The organism is Arenimonas composti TR7-09 = DSM 18010 (genome assembly GCF_000426365.1).
Lineage (GTDB): Bacteria > Pseudomonadota > Gammaproteobacteria > Xanthomonadales > Xanthomonadaceae > Arenimonas > Arenimonas composti.
Genome location: NZ_AUFF01000008.1, coordinates 75,785 through 94,228, shown reverse-complemented (window position 1 = coordinate 94,228; position 18,444 = coordinate 75,785). Strand labels below are relative to the sequence as shown.

Genomic DNA, 18,444 nt, shown 5'->3' with positions numbered 1-18,444 from the left:
CTTGCGCATCGAGCTGATCTCGTAGAGCGCCTCCTCCATCGCCGGATCGCTCAGGCCGAACCAGTTCTGCATCAGGTGCACACGCAGCATCGTCTGCACCGGATAAGGCCGCCGTCCGCGTCCGGCCACCGGGTAGAAAGGCACGATCACCTTCAGCAGCGAATCCCAGGGAACGACCTTGTCCATCTCGGCGAGGAACACCTCGCGCCGGGTCGTCTTCTTCTTGGCAGCGTATTCCGCGTCGCCGAAGCTCATCTGGTCCATCGATCGCGCCCTTGTCCGCTTCGCGCAATCTCAGCACACTTCGGGCGACTTGTTCAGACCTTCCCTTATGAATTGCTACGAAAGTCTGGTCGATTCAGAGTTCGCGTTGCGTCGGGCCAAAGAGTGAACGATTGACGCCCTTGACCCTTCACGAATGAGCGAACACAGCACCGGCCTGTTCGGGGCTGGACCGGACCCGCTACTCACCGGACTCACCACCTAGTTGGCTACTAGATCCGTACCCAGGTGCTTTAAGAAATGTCGCATCATGGAAGCCAGATTCTTGGCCCCAATTAGCTGCGAAATGGTGGCTATGGGTGGACTCGAACCACCGACCCCAGCATTATGAGTGCTGTGCTCTAACCGGCTGAGCTACATAGCCATCGCGCGCTGTCCATTGCGGACAGGGGCGCGAATTCTCGGGCTTCGGGGCCGGTGCTGTCAAATCCACGTTCCCGACACGGGGGTTGCCGGAGCCTCGTCGGGGCCGCCGCCGCCGAGATCCCGGATGTCCGCCCAGCCCCGCGACCTGACCCGCGGCCCGATCGCCCGCACCCTGTTCGTGTTCGCGCTGCCGATCCTCGGCGGCAACGTGCTGCAGTCGCTGAACGGTTCGGTGAACGCGGTCTGGGTCGGCCGCTACGTCGGCGAGGCGGCGCTGTCGGCGGTGGCGAACGCCAACAACGTGATGTTCTTCCTGCTCGGTGGCGTGTTCGGCTTCGGCATGGCGTCGACGATCCTGGTGGCGCAGGCGATCGGCCGCCAGGACCTGGCGGGGGCGCGGCGGGTCATCGGCACCAGCGCCACGTTCTTCATCGGCCTGTCGGTGCTGCTGGCGGTACTGGGCTGGTTCGCGGCGCCGGCGGTGCTGCGCGGCATGGACACGCCGGCCGCCGCGCTCGCCGACGCCACCGGCTACCTGCGCATCTTCTTCCTGGCCCTGCCGCTGCTGTACGCGTTCGCGTTCCTGACCGCGATCCTGCGCGGCGCCGGTGACACCCGCACGCCGTTCCTGTTCCTGCTGCTGGCGGTCGCGCTCGACATCGTGCTGGTGCCGCTGCTGATCTTCGGGACCGGGCCATTCCCGCGCCTCGGCGTGCCCGGCAGCGCCTGGGCGACCCTGATCGCCAATGCGATCGCGCTGCCGGCGTTGCTGGGCTGGCTGCGCCACCGCCGGCACCCGCTGTGGATCAGCCGGCACGAGCGCCGGCTGTACCGGCCGGATGCGGCGATCGTGCGGGCGCTGATCGTGAAGGGCCTGCCGATGGGCGCGCAGATGGTGATGATCTCGCTGGCGATGATCGCGATGATCGCGATGGTGAACGCCTACGGCAGCGCCACCACCGCTGCCTACGGCGCCGCGCTGCAGCTGTGGACCTATGTGCAGATGCCGGCGATGGCGATCGGCGCCGCCTGTTCGACGATGGCGGCGCAGAACGTCGGCGCCGGCCTGTGGCCGCGGGTCGACGCCACCGCGAAGGCCGGCGTCGGCTTCAACTTCCTGCTGACCGGGGCGCTGATCGCGCCGCTGATCCTGCTGGACCAGTACACGCTGGCGCTGTTCCTGCCGCCGGGCAGCGAGGCGCTGGCGGTGGCGCGGCACCTGAACCACATCGCGGTCGGCTCGTTCCTGTTCTTCGGCGTGGTGTTCGTGCTGGCCGGCGTCGTGCGCTCGACCGGCGCGGTGGTGCCGCCGCTGGTGATTCTGGCGATCGCGCTGTGGGGTGTGCGGGTGCCGTTCGCGAACCGGCTGCAGCCCTGGCTCGGTGTCGACGCGATCTGGTGGAGTTTCCCGGCCAGCGCCTTCGTCGCGATGCTGCTGACCCTGGCCTATTACCGCTGGGGCCGCTGGCGCAGCGCGCGCATGCTGGCCGAGGATCCCGAGGCGATCGCGATTCCGGCCGAGGTACCGGCGCAGGCGCCGTCGCCCGTCGCCGATCCGTCGGTGCAGGTCGGCGTCGCGACGCTGCCGCCGGAACCGCCGGCGCCGCCGCCCGGCGGGCATCGCTGAGGCGCCGGGATCGCGCTTGTCGGCCTTCGCGGGCCTGTGGCAACCTGCCGACAGACGATTTTTCTGGAGTCCGATCGTGGTCGATCCGGACGGCTTTCGCCCCAACGTGGGCATCGTGCTGATGCACGAAGACGGGCGTGTTTTCTGGGCCCGGCGGGTGAACCGCGACGGCTGGCAGTTCCCGCAGGGCGGCATGAACACCGACGAGACGCCGCTCGAGGCGATGTACCGCGAGCTGCGCGAGGAAACCGGGCTCGAGCCCGGCCATGTCGAGGTGCTCGGCTCCACCCCCGGCTGGCTGCGTTACCGGCTGCCGCGCCGCTGCGTGCGCCGCGGCAACCGCCCGGTCTGCATCGGCCAGAAGCAGGTGTGGTTCCTGCTGCGGATGAACTGCGAGGAGTCGCAGGTCCGCTTCGACCTGTGCGACAAGCCGGAATTCGATTCCTGGCGCTGGGTCGACTTCTGGTACCCGGCCGAGCACGTGGTCAGCTTCAAGCGCGAGGTCTATGCGCGGGCGCTGGAGCACCTGGCGCCGCATGCCCGCCGGGTGGCCGGCGACACCGCGGTGCCGGCGGCGCATGCCGGGGTGCGGGCGATGATCGCCGCGGCCCGTCGCTGAACCGGGGCGCCGGCCTTCACGCCGGCCGACGCACCCGTTGTTGACAACGGTTCGCGTTCGCGCGGAGAATGCGACCCGTTCTCAGCAACGAGGCCGCTCGTGTACGTCTGCATCTGCCACGGAGTCACCGACAGCGACATCCGCGCCGCCGCCGAAGCTGGCGTCACGACGGTGTCCGAACTGACGATGCGCACCGGCCTGGCCAGCGGCTGCGGCAGCTGCGGCGATTACGCCGCCGAGCTGCTCGCCGAACATCGCGCTGCCCGGGCCTTCGACCTGCCGGTCTACGCCGTCGCCGCCTGACCCGCGTCTCTCTCTCTCCCGCTCGCTCCGTAGGAGCGGCTTCAGCCGCGATGATTTTTTGTGAAGCGGCGAACGTTCTGAAGAGCATCGCGGCTGAAGCCGCTCCCACAGGGGGGGGCGGGTGCGAGTAGTTCCTGTTTCCGCATCGTTCCGCGCAAGGGACTAGGCTGCCCGCATCCCCACACACGCGGAGGCCGGCCATGAAGGGCGACGCCAAGGTCATCGAACATCTCAACCGCGCGCTCTACAACGAGCTGATCGCGATCAACCAGTATTTCCTGCACGCGCGCATGTTCCGCAACTGGGGGCTCAAGGAGCTCGCGGAACACGAGTACAAGGAATCGATCGACGAGATGAAGCACGCCGACGCGCTGATCGAGCGCATCCTGTTCCTGGAAGGGCTGCCGAACCTGCAGAACCTCGGCAAGCTGCTGATCGGCCAGGGCCCGAAGGAAGTGCTCGAGTGCGACCTGAAGCTCGAGTACGCCGCGGTGCCCGACCTCAAGGCCGGCATCGCCCACTGCGAATCGGTCGGTGACTACACCTCGCGCGACCTGCTGTCCGACATCCTCGAATCCGAGGAAGAGCACATCGACTGGCTCGAAACCCAGCTCGACCTCATCGCCCGCGTCGGCGAGCAGAGCTACCTGCAGAAGCAGATCGGGTGAAGCGAGTAACGAGTGGAGAGTAACGAGTAACGAGTGTAGGAGCGGCTTCAGCCGCGATCCGCGCGCAGCGCGGGCATTCACTCGTTACTCGTTACTCTTCCCTCGTTACTAGCCTTTCAGCAGCCCCTGCAACGCCATCGCCGCCCGCCGGTACTCGGCCTCCAGCACCGCCACCGCGACCGCCGGCCGGGGCAGGGTGCCCTGGCGGCCACCGAGTTCGATGCGCTTGGCGGCGGCCGACAGGGCCATCGCGCCGAGGTTGGCGCTGGCCGATTTCAGTGAATGCGCCGGGGCGACGAGCTGGCTGATGTCGCCGCTCGCCGCGGCCGCTTCCAGCGCCCGCACCTGGCGCGGGGCGTCCTCGAGGAAGATCCGGACCAGGGTCAGGTACTCGTCGCCCATCACCGCCTGCAGTTCCTCGACGACTTCCATCGCCAGCACCGGCTGTGGCGCCACCGGCGGATCACGCAGTTCGGTCGACAGGGGTTCGGGTGCGCGCGCCGGTGCCGCGGCAGGCGCTGCCGGGGCCTGGGCGTGGGCGGCCGGGGCCGGGGCAGCCGGCGCTGCTGATGGGGCGGCTGCGGCAGCCGGCACCGCCGGCGGCCGCGGCGCAGCGGCAGGCGCCGCCGGGGCCGTCGCGATGCCCGGCGCGGGCGCCGGGCGGGGCGTCGCCACGGCAGCAGCCGGGGCGGGCGCCGGAGCTGGGCGCGGCGTCGCGGGCGGTGTCGTGGCCGGCGTGGCGGGCTGCGTGGCCGGGCGCGGCGTCGCGGCTGGCGTGGCGGGCGCCGTGACAGCAGGTCTCGGGCTTGTGGCCGGCGTGACCGCGGCCGCGGCGGGCTGAATGGACGGGCCCGTCGCCGGGATCGCGGCAGGGGCCGCGGCCGCGGCGGCAGCCGGGACCGGCGCCGGGGCCGGCGAGGGCGTGTCGAGCGCGGTCGCGGTCGGCACCGGCCGCGGCGGTGGCACCGCGCCGGGCGCGGCGACGGCCGACGGCCGCATCGCCAGCCAGCGGGCGATGGTCGCCTCGAGCAGGCGGCGGTCGACCGGCTTGGACAGGTAGTCGTCCATGCCGGCGTCGAGGCACTTCTGCTTGTCGCCGGCCATCGCGTTGGCGGTCATCGCGATGATCGGCAGCCGCGGCAGCCCGTTCCGGGCCTCGTGCTGGCGCCACTCGCTGGACGCGGTGTAGCCGTCCTTGACCGGCATCTGGCAGTCCATCAGCACCAGGTCGAGATTGCCGAGCATCATCCGCTCGAGCGCCTTCTCGCCGTTCTCGGCGGTTTCGCACTGCAGGCCGAGCAGGCCGACCAGGCGCTGGGCGACCATCAGGTTCACCGGGTTGTCCTCGACCAGCAGCAGCCGCCCGCGCAGGCGGCCGCCGGGGGCCGGGGCCGGCAGGTCGTCGGGCGCCGCGGAGGAGGACGACGCGGAACCGGCGCCACCGGCGGCGACGACCAGCACGCGCTCCGGCGCCGCCGCCGTCTCGGCCGACCCTTCCGTGCCGGCCTGGGCGAGGAAGCGGTTCAGCGCCGTGCGCAGTTCGCCGCTGCCGACCGTGCGCGGCAGCATCAGCGAGAACGGTCCCTGGAGTTCATGCGGAACGGCCTCCTCGGTCTGCAGGTAGACGACCCGCAGGTCTTCCAGTTCGGGCGTGCGGCGCAGGTTGCGGTGCAGCGCGATCACCGTGCTGCGCACGCTCGACATGTCGACCAGCAGCAGGTCGAAGGTCCAGGTGGCGCCGCGGGTCAGCGCCGCGCGCAGCCGCGTCAGCGCATCCTGGGTCGTCTCGCATGCCGTCAGCGTGACGCCCCAGTCGGGGGCGGCGCGGTTCAGGCGCTCGCGCAGCGCGGCGTCGGTGCTCAGCAGCAGCACGCGTGCGCCGTTGAGGTCGCTGCGCTGGCCCTGCACGTCGCCGGCGGCCTTCAGCAGCGGGATCTCGAACCAGAACGTCGAGCCGCGACCCGGTTCCGAATCGACGCCGATCGTGCCGCCCATCAGGTCGACGATGCGCTTGCAGATCACCAGCCCGAGGCCGGTGCCGCCGTAGAGCCGGGTGGTCGAGGCATCGGCCTGGCTGAAGGCGCGGAACAGGCGGTCGGCGCCGTCCTTGGCGATGCCGATGCCGGTATCGCTGACCTCGAAGCGCAGGTCGTGCTGGGTGCGGCCCTCGCCGCGGCGGGTGACGGTGAGGGTGACCGAGCCGCGCTCGGTGAACTTCACCGCATTGCTGAGCAGGTTGGTCAGGACCTGGCGCAGGCGCACCGGGTCGCCACGCACCGCCAGCCGGACCGCCGGGTCGAGCTGCAGGGTCAGGCGCAGGCCCTTGCCCTCGGCCGGCTTCTCCATCAGCCGGATCACCGATTCCAGCAACTCGCGCAGGTTGAAGCTGGTGGTCTCGAGGGTGACCTTGTTCGCCTCGAGCTTCGAGTAGTCGAGGATGTCGTCGACGATGCGCTGCATCTGCCGCGCCGACGAGAACGCGGTGCGCAGGATCTCCTGCTGGTCCGGCTGCAGCCGCGTGCTCATCAGCAGGTCGAGCATCGGGATGATGCCGTTGAGCGGCGTGCGGATCTCGTGGCTCATCGTCGCCAGGAACTCGCCCTTGGCCATCATCGCCGCCTCGGCGGTCTGCTTGGCCTCGGTGAGTTCGCGTTCGAGCCGGCGGTGCAGCGCCAGTTCCTCCTGCAGCGCGCTGACCTCGCGGTGCTGGTCGCCGGTCTGCTGGGCGGCTTCGGCCATCGCCGTGGCGCGCTTGCGCCAGGCCCGCCACATGCCGGCGATGCCGGCCACCGCCAGCAGCGCGGCGACCAGCGCCACCGTGTGCCAGTGCAGGCCGGGGCGGAAATGCGCCATCGCCGCCGCCGCGGCGGCCCCGGCGGCGCCGGCGATCGCCAGCCAGCGGACGATCAGGGCGTCGTTCGCGGTCGGAACCGGCGCCATCTCAGAGTACGGCCTGCTGGAAGTCGAAGTCGGTGCTGCGCTCGGCCTGCTGCACGAGGTTGCCCTGGATGAAGTCGATGCCGCTCATCCACAGCGTCGCCGCCGCCTGCGCATCCTCGACGCCGTGGCCGATGACTTCCAGCCCGTGCCGGTGCGCGCGCTCGATCAGCACCTTGACCTCGTCGCGCAGCGCCGCCGAACTCGCGGTCGTCGTGTACTTGCGCGCCAGCTTGATGAAGCTCAGCGGCAGCTGGTCGAGCAGGCGTTCGGATTCCGTGCCGGCCTCGAACTGGCTCAGGCAGAACTGCACGCCGTCGGCGACCATCGCGTCGCAGAACTGGCGCACGGTGGCGGCGTGGGTCGCGGCGTCCTCGAGCCGTAGTTCGATCACCACCGCGGTGCCGGGCACGTCGTGTGCGGCCAGCTCGGCCTTCAGCCAGGTGGCCTGCGCCGGATCGGACAGGGTCAGCGCGCTCTGGGTCACGAACAGGCGCAGCGGCCGGCCTTCGAGGCGGCGGTCGCGGATCAGCTTCAGCGCGCTCTGCAGCACCCAGCGGTCGATGTCGTCGATGAAGTCGCCGCGCTCGGCCAGCGGCACCACCTCGGCCGCCGGCAGCAGCTTGCCGTCGCTGCCGCGCAGGCGCAGCAGCACCTGGTACTGCGAGTCGTCGCTGCCGGCGACGGCGACCACCGGCTGGAACAGCAGCTCCAGCTTGTTCAGCGCGATCGCCTCGCGGATCTGCTTGACCAGCGCGGCCTCGCGCGCTTCCTCGGTCGGCTTGGCCGGCTCGTAGCGGCGCACGCCCTTCTCGCTGGTGCGCGCCTCGCGGGCGACGCGTTCGACCGCGTTGAGGATCGCGGCGACGTCGGGGAAGCGATAACGCAGCGCGCAGACGCCGACCGAAACCCGCAGGCGCAGCGGATGGCCCTGCGCCTGGAACGGGTGCTGCACCAGCGCGCCGCGCAGCTGCGCGGCCAGCGCCTCGAGCCCGGCCTCGTCGTGTTCGGTGTCCAGCAGCACGTAGGTGCCGTCGCCGAAGCGCGCGCCCGGCACCGGCCCGGCCTTCTCGACCAGCAGCTTGCCGACCTCGGTCAGCAGCTGCTCGAGCGCGGTCAGGCCGAGGCGGTCGCGCAGCAGGTTGACGCTCTCGATCTCGAGGAAGAGCACGCCGCCCTCGCTGCGCTCGTTCGCCTCGCTCATCACCGCCTCGAGCGATTCGAGCAGCACGTCGCGGTCGAACAGTCCGGTCTCGGCGATGCGGGTGGTGCGGCGGTTGCGCCGCGCCTCCAGCGCGCGGTGGCGGCGCACGCGGTTCTGCACCGCGGAAATGAGATGACGCGGGCGCACCGGCTTGCTGATGAAGTCGTCGCCGCCGGCGTCGAGGGCGTCGAACTGGGTCTCCTCGTCGGACTCGCCGGACAGGAACACGATCGGCGTGTGCAGGAACTGTTCCTGGTCGCGGATCAGCGTCGTCAGCTCGATGCCGTTGGCGTTCGGCATGTGCAGGTCCATCAGCACCAGGTCGGGCTGGAAACCCTGCAGCGCCTGCAGCACCTCCAGCGCTTCGAGCACGACCTCGGTCTCCATGCCGGCGTTGCGCAGGATGCTCTCGGCGAACATCGCCTGGCTGCGGTCGTCCTCGACGATCAGCACGCGGTAGGGCTGTTCCGAGCCCGGGTCGAGCAGGGCGCCGAGGCGCTTGAGCACCCCGCCCGCGGTCGGTTCGAGCAGCAGGCTGTCGACGCCGGCGCGGCGGGCCGCGAGGCGCAGGTTGATGTCGTCCTCCTGGGAAATCGCCACCAGCAGGCATTTCTGCGAGACGCGCTGGGCGGCGGCGCGCACCGCCATGCCGACGTTCTCGAGCTGGTCGCTGAAGCTGGCGTCGACCAGGGTCACGTGCGCCGGGTAGGCGCCGAGCAGTTCCTGCAGTTCGTCGGCGCTGTCGAGCAGTTCGACCTCGTAGCCGGCGGCTTCCATGCGCTGGTCGAGTTCCAGCGACAGCGGGCCGTGGTCGGTCAGGTGGTAGATGCGGGTTCCGGGCGGCGGGCTCGCGTTGGTCGGCATCGGCGCCTTCCGTTCGGGGACGATGGGTTCGGGCGTCGACTGCCGGAACGGCGGCGGCAGCGGCGCCTGCGCCGGTGCCGCCGCGGGCGACGTCGCCAGGGTCGGTGCCGCCATGCCCGGCGGCAGCGGCGCATCGACGTCGGCCAGCGCGCTCGCGCCGAGGCGGATGTCGGGGCCGAGCACGACGTCCGGCACCGGCCCGGCGACGTCGTCGTCGACCAGGGACTGGGCGCCGCGGGCCAGCGCGATGCCCGCGGGCACGGTGTCGGCCGCGCTGATGAATTCGGTCGGTGCCAGTTCCAGTTCCGGCGCTTCCGGCGGCGGCCCGGCGACCGCCCGCGGTTCCTCGACCGGTTCGGCCATCGTCCACTCCGGCGCCGCCGGCCCGGGGTTGCCGCGGACCGGAACCGGGTCGTGGATGATCTCGCCGGTGATCTCGGGCTCCAGCGCCATGTCGGCCGCGGTGACCTCGCTGAGTTTCGCCGGCGGGGCGTCGTCGCCCCAGCGCCGCCAGTAGTTCGCCGGTGGTGTTTCGCCGCGGCCGCCGTGGTCGGCGCGGTTGGCCACCGGCGGTGGCGCCAGGTCGGCGCCGACCGGCATCGCCGCGCCGATGTCCTCGATCAGGTGCCAGAGCCGCTCGCCGAGCGCGGGATCGGGCAGGGCCTGGTCCTGCAGGGTCTGGCCGAGCAGGGCGTGCAGGCGGGAGAAGTGTTCGCCGGCGGCATCGATGCCGTGCTTGCGGCAGGCGGCGCCGAGCCACTCGGCGTCTTCGTGCATCAGGGCCAGGCCATTGATGTCCCAGCCTTCCTGCAGGAAGTGGTGCAGGCGACGACCGATCGCCTCCACCCGGCGGGGCAGCAGCCGCAGGAATGCATGGCGGTGTTCGGCGAGTCGTGACTCGTCGTGCGGATTCATCGCGTGGCCCCCGGTTGGCTCCGGATTATGCCCCCGCTTTCGCGCATGTGTCAGGCCGCCGCCGGACCCTGGCGCAGCGGTCGCGATGCCCCGGGCCGTCGCCGCCACAGCCAGCGCACGCACAGCACCAGCACGGCGGTCATCGTCAGCATCACCCCGAGCACCAGGGCCAGTGCGAGGAACGGGTGTGCGAAGACCAGCCCGATCGCCGCGACCGCGGTGGCGTCCTCGCCGAGCGAGGCGGTCCAGTTCGACAGCGGTTCGGGCGAGGCGTTGAGCAGGACGCGGCTGCCGGCCTTCAGCGCATGGGTGCCGAGCGCGGCGCCGGCGCCGAGCGCGAGGGCGCCGCTGCCGAGGGTGCCGTCGTCGGACAGGGTGGCCGCCGCCAACCAGGCGCCGGCGGGAATGCGCGCCAGCGTCTGCACCAGATCCCAGCCGGAGTCGACGCCTGGGATCTTGTCGGCGAAGAACTCGGTCAGCGCCAGGGCGCCGGCGGTGCCGAGCACCCATGGCGAGGTCGTCACTTCGAGCGCCACCGGCAGTTCGATCCAGCCCATCAGGCCGGCGATGCCGACGCCGAAAACCGTGAAGTAGGCGCGGACGCCGGCCAGGCAGGCCAGGGCCATGCCGAGGGCGAAGACGTGCGCTTCCGACATCGCGGCTTCTCCGGACAGTGACGACGGTCACAGTATAGTGGCCGCCCGCCTTGACGCTGGGCGCCGCGATCCGGCCTAGTTCGGCCCTTCCCTTCGCGAGCCCTCCCCGCTTCCCGCCGATGAGCACGCCGAATCCCGAGCCGCGTTTCGTGATCGTTCCGCACCGCCCGTATGCGCGGGTGCTGCTGGCGGTCGTGCTGCTGCTGTGGGTGGGTTCGCTGGTCGCGACCTGGGCCTGGGCGACCCGGGTCGCCGCGCCGGGGCTGGACAAGGTCGAGGCCGACCTCGCGCTCGCCGCGCGCCGGGCGAAGAATGCCGAGGCGCTGGTGGCCCAGCTGCGGCAGAACATCGCCACCCTGCGCCGCAGCGACCAGATCAGCCGCGCCGCCAATGCCGAGCTGCAGGCCAGCCTCGCCGAGCGCGAGGAAGAGGTGTCCGGCCTGCGCGCCGACGTCGCCTTCTACGAGCGGCTGGTCGGCGCCACCGGCCAGCGCCGCGGTCTGACCGTGCACGAGGCGGTTTTCGCGCCCGAGGCCGGCGGCGCCTGGCGCTACACCCTGACCCTGACCCAGAACCTCAACCGCGGCGCGATCAGCAAGGGCGAGGCGCGGGTGTCGGTCGAGGGCGTGCGTGACGGCAAGCTGCAGACCCTGGCCTGGGGCGAACTGCTGCAGCAGCCGAACGCCCCCGGGCAGCCGTTCTCGTTCCGCTATTTCCAGCAGCTCGAAGGCAGCGTGATGCTGCCCTCCGGCTTCACGCCCCAGCGCGTCCGCGTACAGTTGCGGGCCGATGGCGGTACCGTGGAACAGACGTTCCCGTGGCAGGCCCCGACCCCCCGAGGAGACTGAGATGTTCGGAGGCAACAAATCCCCCCGCGGCGGCCATGCCGTCGAAACCCTGGTCGGTCCGCACGCGCAGATCCGCGGCGACATCAGCTTCAGCGGCGGTCTCTACGTCGAGGGCACGATCCACGGCAAGGTGATCGCCGAGGACGGCGCCGCGGCGGTGCTGACGATCGCCGAGAAGGGCCTGGTCGAGGGCGAGGTGCGCGCGCCGGTGGTGATCATCAGCGGCCGCGTCGTCGGCGACGTGCACGCCACCGAGCGCGTCGAGCTGACCGCGCATGCGCGGGTCACCGGCAACCTGCATTACAAGGTCGTCGAGATGGCCGCCGGGGCGATGATCACCGGCCGGCTGATCCACGCCGACGCGCCGCTGGCGCAGCTCACCGACGAATCCGCCCGCACCGAGGCGGCGGCCGGCGAGGGCAAGGCGGTGCCGCTGCCGGCCCGCGGCAAGGCCCGCGCCGAGGCGCAGAGCGCTTGATCGGCGCCGCCGGCGACCCCATTGCTTCAGCCATGTCCAGCGAAACCGCCAGTTACCAGCAGCTCGACGCCCCGCTCGAGTTCACCGCCGCCGCCGCCGCCAAGGTGGCGGCGCTGATCGCCGAGGAAGGCAATCCGGCGCTGAAGCTGCGTGTGTACATCACCGGCGGCGGCTGCTCCGGCTTCCAGTACGGCTTCGAATTCGACGAGCAGCAGGCCGAGGACGACCTGGCGATGACCCGCGACGGCGTCACCCTGCTGGTCGATCCGCTGAGCCTGCAATACCTGATGGGTGCCGAAGTCGACTACCGCGAGAGCCTGCAGGGCGCGCAGTTCGTGATCCGCAATCCGAACGCGAAGACCACCTGCGGCTGCGGTTCCAGCTTCTCCGCCTGAGCCGCGCGTGAGCGCCCCCGGTCCCGGTTTCGCCTTCCGCGGTCCGGGCCTGGACCGCGCCGAACTGCTGCGCGAAAACCCCGGCGAACTCGCCGCACGCTGGCCGCAGGCCCGCGTGCTGGTGGTCGACGGCGAAGGCCAGGCGCGCTTCACCGGCGCGCCCGAGGCACCGGCGATCCCGGTCGGTGCATCGCTGGCGGCGAGCCTGCCGGCGGACGCGGTCTTCCTCGGCCTCGACGACCGCCAGGCCTGGTTCGCGCGTGCGCACGAGCACCTCGCCGAGCCGCTGCCGGGCCGCATCGACCTGCGCGCCGCGGCGGCGAGCTGGCCGGCGCCGCTGGCGGCGGTCTACGCGCAGGCGCGCGCACTGCTGCACTGGCACGCGCGCAACCGCTTCTGCGGCGGCTGCGGCCATGCGCTGGCGGGCGAACGCGCCGGCTGGCTGCTGCGCTGCGCCGGCTGCGGCCTCGAGCACCATCCGCGTACCGATGCCGCGGTGATCGTCGCGGTCGACGACGGCCGGCGCATCCTGCTCGGCCGCGGCGTCGGCTGGCCGGAGAAGCGCTGGTCGGTGCTCGCCGGTTTCGTCGAGCCGGGCGAGTCGCTCGAGCAGGCGGTGGCGCGCGAGGTCATGGAGGAAGCCGGCGTGCCGGTGCTCGAAACCCGTTACGCCGCGTCCCAGCCGTGGCCGTTCCCGACCTCGCTGATGATCGGTTTCCACGCCACCGGGCTGCCGGTCGAGCCGCGTGTCACCGACGAGCTCGAGGCCGCGCGCTGGTTCTCACGCGCCGAACTCGACGCCGCGGTCGCCGCCGGCGAGCTGAAGCTGTCGCCGCGGATCTCGATCGCCCGCCAGCTGATCGAGGAATGGAGGGCGCGGGTATGATCCGGGCATGTCCGCCGCCCTGATCGCCGTCGTCGTCGCCCTGCTGCTGGGGCATGTGTTCCCGACGGCGTTGCCGTCGCTGCGGCGCTACGACTGGTTCGTCGGCTGGCTCAACTGGCTGGGCCGGCAGACCGGCCATGGCTGGCCGAACCACGTCGGCCTGCTGATCGCGGTCGGCTTGCCGCTGCTGTTCGTCGGCGCGCTGCAGTTCCTGCTCGATGCGCACTGGTTCGGGCTGCCGGCCTTCGTGTTCGCGCTGCTGGTGCTGCTCTACACCTGGGGTCCGCGCGACCTGAACCGCGATGTCGAGGCGGTGGTCGAGGCGCGCGATCCCGATGCGCGGCGCGCGGCCGCCGCGGCGCTGTTCCCGGAAGGCGGCGAGCCGGTGGTCGAGGGCCCGGCGCTGGTCGAGGCGGTCTTCCGCTGCGCGCTGTGGCGCTGGTTCGGCGTGCTGTTCTGGTTCCTCGTCGCCGGCGCGGTGGGCGCGCTCGGCTATCGCCTCGTCGCACTCTGCGCGCAGGGCGAGGCGCAGCGGCGTCTGCCCGCGGACCAGCGCGGCATCGCCCACACCACGCTCGCGGTGCTGAACTGGCCGGTGGCGCAGCTGATGACTTTCGCGCTGGCCCTCGCCGCCGACTTCGACCGCGTGCTCGGCGCCTGGCGGGAATGGCATGCCGGCGGCGCCCGCCTCGACGTGGGCTTCCTCGGTGCCGCCGCACGCGCCAGTGTCGCCAGCGAACTCGCCGCGGAAGACGCCTGGGTCGGCGACGACCCCGCGCAGGCGCCGGGCCTGCTGGAGCTGCGCGATGCGATGAGCCTGGCGTGGCGGGTGCTGCTGCTCTGGCTGGGCGTGCTGGCGCTGCTGGTGCTCGCCGGCGCCTGACGCCTCGCACCGCCCCAACTTCTGTTGTAGGAGCGGCTTCAGCCGCGATGCCGTTCACGACTCCCCACGTTCTCAGGAAAACCCGCGCTTCGCGCGAGGAAGTAGAAGATCGCGGCTGAAGCCGCTCCTACAGGGGGAAGGGGAGGGCGGGTCAGTGGGTCCTCACCGGGACCGCCGGCTCCAGCCGCGCCGGGTACCGGCGCATCACCGCATCGAGTTCGGCGAGTGTCCTCTCCAGCCGCGCGGTGTCGATGAAGAACTCGAACAGCAGGCGGTTGCCCCAGGCGATGTCGTCGGTGGCCTTGCCGGCGATCGTGAAGGCGCCGCGGCCGTCGCCGCGCATCACCAGTTCGATCGCCTGCTGATGGGTCTGGAACACCGCCTCGCTGCGCGGCGTGCGCAGCAGGCGCCGCAGCTGATCGCGCAGTTCGGCGAAGTCCCAGGTGCGCAGGTGGGCGTGGAAGCGGCCGCGGAAGGCACCGGCACGCAGGCTGATCTCGCCGGTGAGCGCGTTCGCCTCGCGGGCGGTGTCGAGATCGGGATACAGCCAGCCGCTGACGCGGATCGTCAGATGGTCGCCGCTTTCGGACGTGAAGGTGACGGTGCTGGACGGCGGCGTGGCCTGGACCATGCGATGCGGCCCTCCTCGGCGGAAACCCCAGTGCAGCAGCCGGTGGATGCAGCGGGCGTGAGCGTGTGCCGGCTCAGCCCGGCGCCAGCCAGGAAAACGGTGCCCACGGCAGGTTCCGCAGCACGCCGAAGCCGGCCACGAGGCCGACCCACAGCCACGGCCGCGCCAGCGGCCGCAGCCAGGGCTCGAACGATGCCGGCAGCTGCTGCAGCGCGCGCAGCACCAGCAGCAGACCGAGCGGGCCGCCGAGGATCAGCAGCGCATTCATCGCCAGCGCGCCGGCGAGGTCGAAATGCACCAGCGCATGCAGCGCGCGGGTGGCGCCGCAGCCGGGGCAGTGCAGCCCGGTCGCGGCGTAGAAGACACAGCCCAGGAAGGGGTTCCCGGGCAGGTTCGGGTCCCAGGTGCGCAGCGCCCAGACGCCGGCGGCGACGAAGCCGCCGGCAGGGGCCATCCACAGCATCCGGCGTGCAGCGGCCATCGCTCAGCGGTTGGCTTCGAGGTCGCGGCGCAGCTGCTCGAGGTAGTCCTGGTCGAGCACGCCCATCGCCTGGAGCGCGAAGGACAGGATGACGAGCAACAGGAAGATCGCGCCGAGCACCGTCGTGAGGATGCTCCACAGCTTGGCCTTGCCCGAGGCGTCGAGCGCACCGGCTTCGTCGCCGACGGCGAACAGCTTGTCGACCTTGTTCGCGAAGATGATCGCCGGGATGCCGGTCGCGAGACCCAGCGGCAGGCAGCAGCAGGCCATCATGCTGGCGATCGTCGCGATCGCGGTGGAGACGATCGCCCAGACCAGGTGGTTCGGCGGCCGGGTACCGGTCGGGGCGGCGTTGCCGTAGGCCGGCTGGCCGAAGTCCTGCGGAGCGCCATAGGCCGGCGGCGGCGGCGGTGACGACGGCGCCGCAGCGCTCAGCGCGGTGCCGCAGGCAGCGCAGTGCGGGCTGGTGTCGGGATTGTCGTGACCGCAGTTCGGACAGTACATGGCGTGTTCCCCGTTGGTGTGCTCCGAATGCTAACCGACGCCACCGGGCGCGAGCCACGTGAACGGCGCCCACGGCAGGTTGCGCATCACCGCGTACGCGATCACGACCACCGCCCACGGCCGCGCGTCGACGACGCGGGTGCGCAGCGTCACGAGCGCCGCCGGGCGCCAGCCGGCCATGTCCGCCAGCAGCCACACGAGCAGCGGCATGCACAGCACGAGCAGCGGGTTCATCGCCAGCGCGGCGGCGACGTCGAAGTGCGCGAGCGCGTGCAGCGCCCGCGTGGTGCCGCAACCGGGGCAGTAGATGCCGGTGATCACGAAGAACGGGCAGGGCGGCAGCACGCCGCCCGGGGTGTTCGGATCCAGCTGGCGCAGCAGCAGGGCGCCGGCGAGGCCGGCGACGGCGAGGCCCGCCGCCCGGCCCGGGCGGACGGGCCGCGACAGCATCAGAAGTTGCCCGACTGGCCCGCGATCGCGGCGAAGTTCAGGCCGACGTAGATCAGCGAGAACACGAAGCCGACGCCGGCGGAGATCAGCGCCCACAGCTTCGCCTTGTCGGAGGCGTCCCTGGCGCCGGCGTAGTCGCCGGCGTTGTACTTGCTGTCGACCTGGGCCGCGTAGACGATCGACACGATGCCGCCCGGCAGGCAGCAGCAGATCGTCACGATGATCGCCCAGACCAGGTAGTTGTCCGGCTTCGGGCCCTGCGCCTGGTTCTGGTTCGGCCAGGCCGGGGAACCGCCGTAGCCCGGCGGCGGCGGCGGTGCGCCGGCATTGCCGAGCGCCATGCCGCAGGCGGCGCAATGCGCCGCGGAGTCGAGGTTGTCTTGGCCGCAGTTCGGGCAGTACATCGCGTTTCCCCTGGTGACGTCGCGCCATCGTAGCCGACGCCACGGCAATGGGAAGCCTGCGCCGACCCGCGGCCGATCCCGGGAATCAGGCGGCGTCGCCGCGCAGCGCCCGCACCCGCGCCTCGAGCAGCGCCGCGGTCGCGGTTTCCCCCGGCAGCGGGGCTTCGGCGATCACCTGCACCCGCGCGCGCAGCCGGCGCGGGATGCGCAGGTGGCGCAGACGGGCCTGGCGCCGGCTCCAGATGCTCGCCCACATGCCGCGCAGCGCCATCGGCACCACCGGCACCGGCCGGCGCGCGAGGATCTTCTCGAGTCCCGACTTGAAGGGCGCGATCTCGCCGTCGCGGGTCAGCGCACCCTCCGGGAAGATGCAGACCAGCTGGCCGTCGGCGAGCGCGGCATCGATCTCCTCGAAGGCCTGCTGCATCAGCTCGGGATTCTCCTTCGCACTGGCGATCGGAATCGCCTTGGCGGCGCGGAACACCCAGCCGAAGCCCGGGGTGTTGAATATCTTCCAGTACATGACGAAGCGGATCGGCCGCGGCACCGTCGCGCTGATCAGCAAGGCGTCCATGTAGCTGACGTGGTTGCAGACCAGCAGCGCCGGGCCGTCGTCGGGCACGTGCTCCTCGGTGCCCTCGGCGCGCAGGCGGTACATCGTGCGGATGTACAGCCAGGCCAGGAAGCGCATGAAGAACTCGGGCACGATCGAGAAGATCCACAGCGTCACCAGCGCATTGGCGATCGCCAGCGCGAGGAAGACCTGCGGAATGCTCCAGCCGAGGTATTTTTGCACCGCCAGCGCGATGATCGCGGCGCCGACGATGAAGGCGGCGTTCTGGATGTTGACGCCGGCGATGACGCGGCTGAGTTCGTTCTTCGGCGTGCGGCTCTGCACCAGCGCGAACAGCGGCACGATGAACAGGCCGGCGAACAGGCCGACGCCGACCAGGTCGAGCATCAGCCGCCAGCTGCCGTCGCTGGCGACGAAGCCGGCGATGTCGAGGCCGCTCACCGGCGCGAGGCCCGGGCGCGCGAAGTAGAGGTCGGCGCAGAACACCGTCATGCCGAGCGCGCCCAGCGGCACCAGGCCGATCTCCACGGTGCGCCCCGACAGCTTCTCGCACAGCAGCGAACCGGTGCCGGTGCCGACCGAGAACAGCACGAAGGCGAACAGGTAGAGCGTCTGCGAGCCGCCCAGGTGCAGCTCGGCCCAGGCCGGCAACTGCGCGGTCAGCACGGTGCCGACGAACCAGAACCAGCTGATGCCGAGGATGGCGTTGCGCACCGCCGGCTGTTTCCGCGCCAGCGCCAGCACCTTGTGGGTTTCCGGGATCGGATTCCAGTTGATCTTCAGGTCCGGCACCGTCGACGGCACCGGCGGGATCAGCCGGCTGATCGCATTGCCCAGCACCGCCAGCGCGATCACCGCGCCGCCGGCCATCCACAGCGCCGACGGCGCCGAGCCCTCCTGGATCAGCAGGCCGCCGGCGATCATGCCGAGCAGGATGAACATCGAGGTGCCCATCTCGACCAGGCCGTTGCCGCCGGTGAGTTCCTCGGGTTTCAGCACGTGGGGCAGGATCGAATACTTCACCGGCCCGAACAGCGTCGACTGCAGGCCGGTGCCGAACAGCGCCACCAGCAGCACCGGCAGGCTGGCGGTGACGAAGCCGACCGCCGCCACCGACATCACGGCGATCTCCATCGCGGTGGTGATGCGGATCAGCCGCGCCTTGTCGAGCCGTTCGGCGATCTGCCCGGCGGTCGCCGAGAACAGGAAGTAGGGCAGGATGAACAGCGCCGGCGCCAGATTGGCGTAGAGGGTCTTCTCCGCCGCCGATGCGTGCAGGTAGAACAGCAGGCCGATGATCGCCTGCCGATAGACGTTGTCGTTGAAGGCGCCGAGCGCCTGGGTCGCGAAGTACGGCAGGAAGCGCCGCTGCCTCAGCAGGTCGAACTGGTTCTGCGCCATGCGGCGGCGTTCCGTCGGAAAACTGGGGTCAGAGTACTTTTTCCGCTGGGCGGACGGGCAGTGCCTGG

Annotated in this window: 19 protein-coding genes and 1 tRNA gene; 9 read left to right on the top strand and 11 right to left on the bottom strand. The window is 71.2% G+C overall.

What is annotated here, in order from left to right; translation table 11 throughout:
* Together K311_RS0111315 and K311_RS0111310 are read right to left on the bottom strand one after the other, a co-directional pair.
* Positions 1–264, bottom strand: a 264-nt coding sequence (locus tag K311_RS0111315) for an IS5/IS1182 family transposase (protein ID WP_026817406.1), incomplete at its 3' end; no start/stop codon positions are given.
* Positions 265–569: 305 nt separating this feature from the next.
* Positions 570–646 (bottom strand) — tRNA-Met (locus K311_RS0111310).
* 126 nt (positions 647–772) lie between these two features.
* Here K311_RS0111310 and K311_RS16640 point away from each other — a divergent pair.
* The 4 genes from K311_RS16640 (at position 773) to bfr (ending at position 3,865) form a co-directional block, all read left to right on the top strand.
* Positions 773–2,275: an MATE family efflux transporter gene (locus tag K311_RS16640; RefSeq protein ID WP_051240014.1), complete on the top strand. Its 1,503-nt coding sequence runs from the start codon at positions 773–775 to the stop codon at positions 2,273–2,275.
* Between the two features lie 76 nt (positions 2,276–2,351).
* Positions 2,352–2,894, top strand: coding sequence for an RNA pyrophosphohydrolase (locus K311_RS16635; RefSeq protein WP_051240012.1), 543 nt, complete (start codon positions 2,352–2,354; stop codon positions 2,892–2,894).
* 99 nt (positions 2,895–2,993) lie between these two features.
* On the top strand, positions 2,994–3,197 hold the full coding sequence (locus K311_RS0111295; protein ID WP_026817405.1) for a bacterioferritin-associated ferredoxin: 204 nt from the start codon (positions 2,994–2,996) through the stop codon (positions 3,195–3,197).
* Between the two features lie 200 nt (positions 3,198–3,397).
* Positions 3,398–3,865 (top strand): bacterioferritin, encoded by a 468-nt coding sequence (gene bfr, locus K311_RS0111290; RefSeq protein WP_026817404.1) that lies wholly within the window; start codon positions 3,398–3,400, stop codon positions 3,863–3,865.
* Between the two features lie 108 nt (positions 3,866–3,973).
* Here bfr and K311_RS17815 read toward each other — a convergent pair whose 3' ends face one another.
* The 3 genes from K311_RS17815 to K311_RS16620 are packed head-to-tail and all read right to left on the bottom strand — an operon-like array spanning position 3,974 to position 10,441.
* The gene (locus K311_RS17815; protein ID WP_425476584.1) at positions 3,974–6,760 is read right to left on the bottom strand and encodes a hybrid sensor histidine kinase/response regulator; all 2,787 of its coding nucleotides are present in this window, start codon (positions 6,758–6,760) and stop codon (positions 3,974–3,976) included.
* A gap of 46 nt (positions 6,761–6,806) precedes the next feature.
* Positions 6,807–9,785: an EAL domain-containing protein gene (locus K311_RS17810; protein ID WP_051240008.1), complete on the bottom strand. Its 2,979-nt coding sequence runs from the start codon at positions 9,783–9,785 to the stop codon at positions 6,807–6,809.
* Between the two features lie 50 nt (positions 9,786–9,835).
* Positions 9,836–10,441: a DUF4126 domain-containing protein gene (locus tag K311_RS16620; protein ID WP_051240007.1), complete on the bottom strand. Its 606-nt coding sequence runs from the start codon at positions 10,439–10,441 to the stop codon at positions 9,836–9,838.
* A gap of 119 nt (positions 10,442–10,560) precedes the next feature.
* Between K311_RS16620 and K311_RS0111270 the strand changes: the two genes are divergently transcribed.
* Genes K311_RS0111270 through K311_RS0111250 form a run of 5 tightly spaced genes read left to right on the top strand, consistent with a single transcriptional unit; the run spans position 10,561 to position 13,931 of the window.
* Positions 10,561–11,289 carry a DUF6776 family protein gene (locus K311_RS0111270; protein WP_026817403.1) on the top strand — a complete coding sequence of 243 codons (729 nt, stop codon included), beginning with the start codon at positions 10,561–10,563 and terminating at the stop codon, positions 11,287–11,289.
* A gap of 1 nt (position 11,290) precedes the next feature.
* Positions 11,291–11,767: a bactofilin family protein gene (locus K311_RS0111265; protein WP_026817402.1), complete on the top strand. Its 477-nt coding sequence runs from the start codon at positions 11,291–11,293 to the stop codon at positions 11,765–11,767.
* 32 nt (positions 11,768–11,799) lie between these two features.
* Positions 11,800–12,162 carry an iron-sulfur cluster insertion protein ErpA gene (erpA, locus tag K311_RS0111260; protein WP_043797906.1) on the top strand — a complete coding sequence of 121 codons (363 nt, stop codon included), beginning with the start codon at positions 11,800–11,802 and terminating at the stop codon, positions 12,160–12,162.
* Positions 12,163–12,169: 7 nt separating this feature from the next.
* Positions 12,170–13,048 (top strand): NAD(+) diphosphatase, encoded by an 879-nt coding sequence (gene nudC / locus K311_RS0111255; protein WP_026817400.1) that lies wholly within the window; start codon positions 12,170–12,172, stop codon positions 13,046–13,048.
* 7 nt (positions 13,049–13,055) lie between these two features.
* Entirely contained in the window at positions 13,056–13,931 is an 876-nt protein-coding gene (locus K311_RS0111250) for a hypothetical protein (RefSeq protein WP_026817399.1), read from the top strand.
* A gap of 151 nt (positions 13,932–14,082) precedes the next feature.
* Here the strand turns inward: K311_RS0111250 and K311_RS0111245 are convergent, their stop codons facing one another.
* From K311_RS0111245 to K311_RS0111220, 6 genes are all read right to left on the bottom strand, one after another.
* On the bottom strand, positions 14,083–14,562 hold the full coding sequence (locus K311_RS0111245; protein WP_026817398.1) for a WapI family immunity protein: 480 nt from the start codon (positions 14,560–14,562) through the stop codon (positions 14,083–14,085).
* 73 nt (positions 14,563–14,635) lie between these two features.
* Positions 14,636–15,043: a DUF2752 domain-containing protein gene (locus tag K311_RS0111240; RefSeq protein ID WP_026817397.1), complete on the bottom strand. Its 408-nt coding sequence runs from the start codon at positions 15,041–15,043 to the stop codon at positions 14,636–14,638.
* A gap of 3 nt (positions 15,044–15,046) precedes the next feature.
* The gene (locus K311_RS16615) at positions 15,047–15,547 is read right to left on the bottom strand and encodes a CD225/dispanin family protein (RefSeq protein ID WP_051240005.1); all 501 of its coding nucleotides are present in this window, start codon (positions 15,545–15,547) and stop codon (positions 15,047–15,049) included.
* Positions 15,548–15,577: 30 nt separating this feature from the next.
* A complete protein-coding gene (locus K311_RS0111230) occupies positions 15,578–15,997 on the bottom strand; it encodes a DUF2752 domain-containing protein (protein ID WP_026817396.1) in 420 nt (139 codons plus the stop codon).
* Complete coding sequence (locus K311_RS0111225) at positions 15,997–16,338, bottom strand: CD225/dispanin family protein (protein ID WP_026817395.1); 342 nt, start codon at positions 16,336–16,338, stop codon at positions 15,997–15,999. The genes K311_RS0111230 and K311_RS0111225 overlap by 1 nt, the downstream gene beginning before the upstream one ends.
* 148 nt (positions 16,339–16,486) lie before the next feature.
* Positions 16,487–18,376, bottom strand: a complete 1,890-nt coding sequence (locus tag K311_RS0111220) for an MFS transporter (RefSeq protein ID WP_026817394.1) — start codon at positions 18,374–18,376, stop codon at positions 16,487–16,489.
* Positions 18,377–18,444 lie beyond the last annotated feature (68 nt).

Coding starts and splice junctions, on each gene's coding strand:
- K311_RS16640 (WP_051240014.1), top strand. CDS start 773: ATGTCCGCCCAGCCCCGCGACCTGACCCGCGGCCCGATCGCCCGCACC.
- bfr (WP_026817404.1), top strand. CDS start 3,398: ATGAAGGGCGACGCCAAGGTCATCGAACATCTCAACCGCGCGCTCTAC.
- K311_RS17810 (WP_051240008.1), bottom strand. CDS start 9,785: ATGAATCCGCACGACGAGTCACGACTCGCCGAACACCGCCATGCATTC.
- K311_RS16620 (WP_051240007.1), bottom strand. CDS start 10,441: ATGTCGGAAGCGCACGTCTTCGCCCTCGGCATGGCCCTGGCCTGCCTG.
- K311_RS0111270 (WP_026817403.1), top strand. CDS start 10,561: ATGAGCACGCCGAATCCCGAGCCGCGTTTCGTGATCGTTCCGCACCGC.
- K311_RS0111265 (WP_026817402.1), top strand. CDS start 11,291: ATGTTCGGAGGCAACAAATCCCCCCGCGGCGGCCATGCCGTCGAAACC.
- erpA (WP_043797906.1), top strand. CDS start 11,800: ATGTCCAGCGAAACCGCCAGTTACCAGCAGCTCGACGCCCCGCTCGAG.
- K311_RS0111250 (WP_026817399.1), top strand. CDS start 13,056: ATGTCCGCCGCCCTGATCGCCGTCGTCGTCGCCCTGCTGCTGGGGCAT.
- K311_RS0111245 (WP_026817398.1), bottom strand. CDS start 14,562: ATGGTCCAGGCCACGCCGCCGTCCAGCACCGTCACCTTCACGTCCGAA.
- K311_RS0111240 (WP_026817397.1), bottom strand. CDS start 15,043: ATGGCCGCTGCACGCCGGATGCTGTGGATGGCCCCTGCCGGCGGCTTC.
- K311_RS16615 (WP_051240005.1), bottom strand. CDS start 15,547: ATGTACTGTCCGAACTGCGGTCACGACAATCCCGACACCAGCCCGCAC.
- K311_RS0111230 (WP_026817396.1), bottom strand. CDS start 15,997: ATGCTGTCGCGGCCCGTCCGCCCGGGCCGGGCGGCGGGCCTCGCCGTC.
- K311_RS0111225 (WP_026817395.1), bottom strand. CDS start 16,338: ATGGCGCTCGGCAATGCCGGCGCACCGCCGCCGCCGCCGGGCTACGGC.
- K311_RS0111220 (WP_026817394.1), bottom strand. CDS start 18,376: ATGGCGCAGAACCAGTTCGACCTGCTGAGGCAGCGGCGCTTCCTGCCG.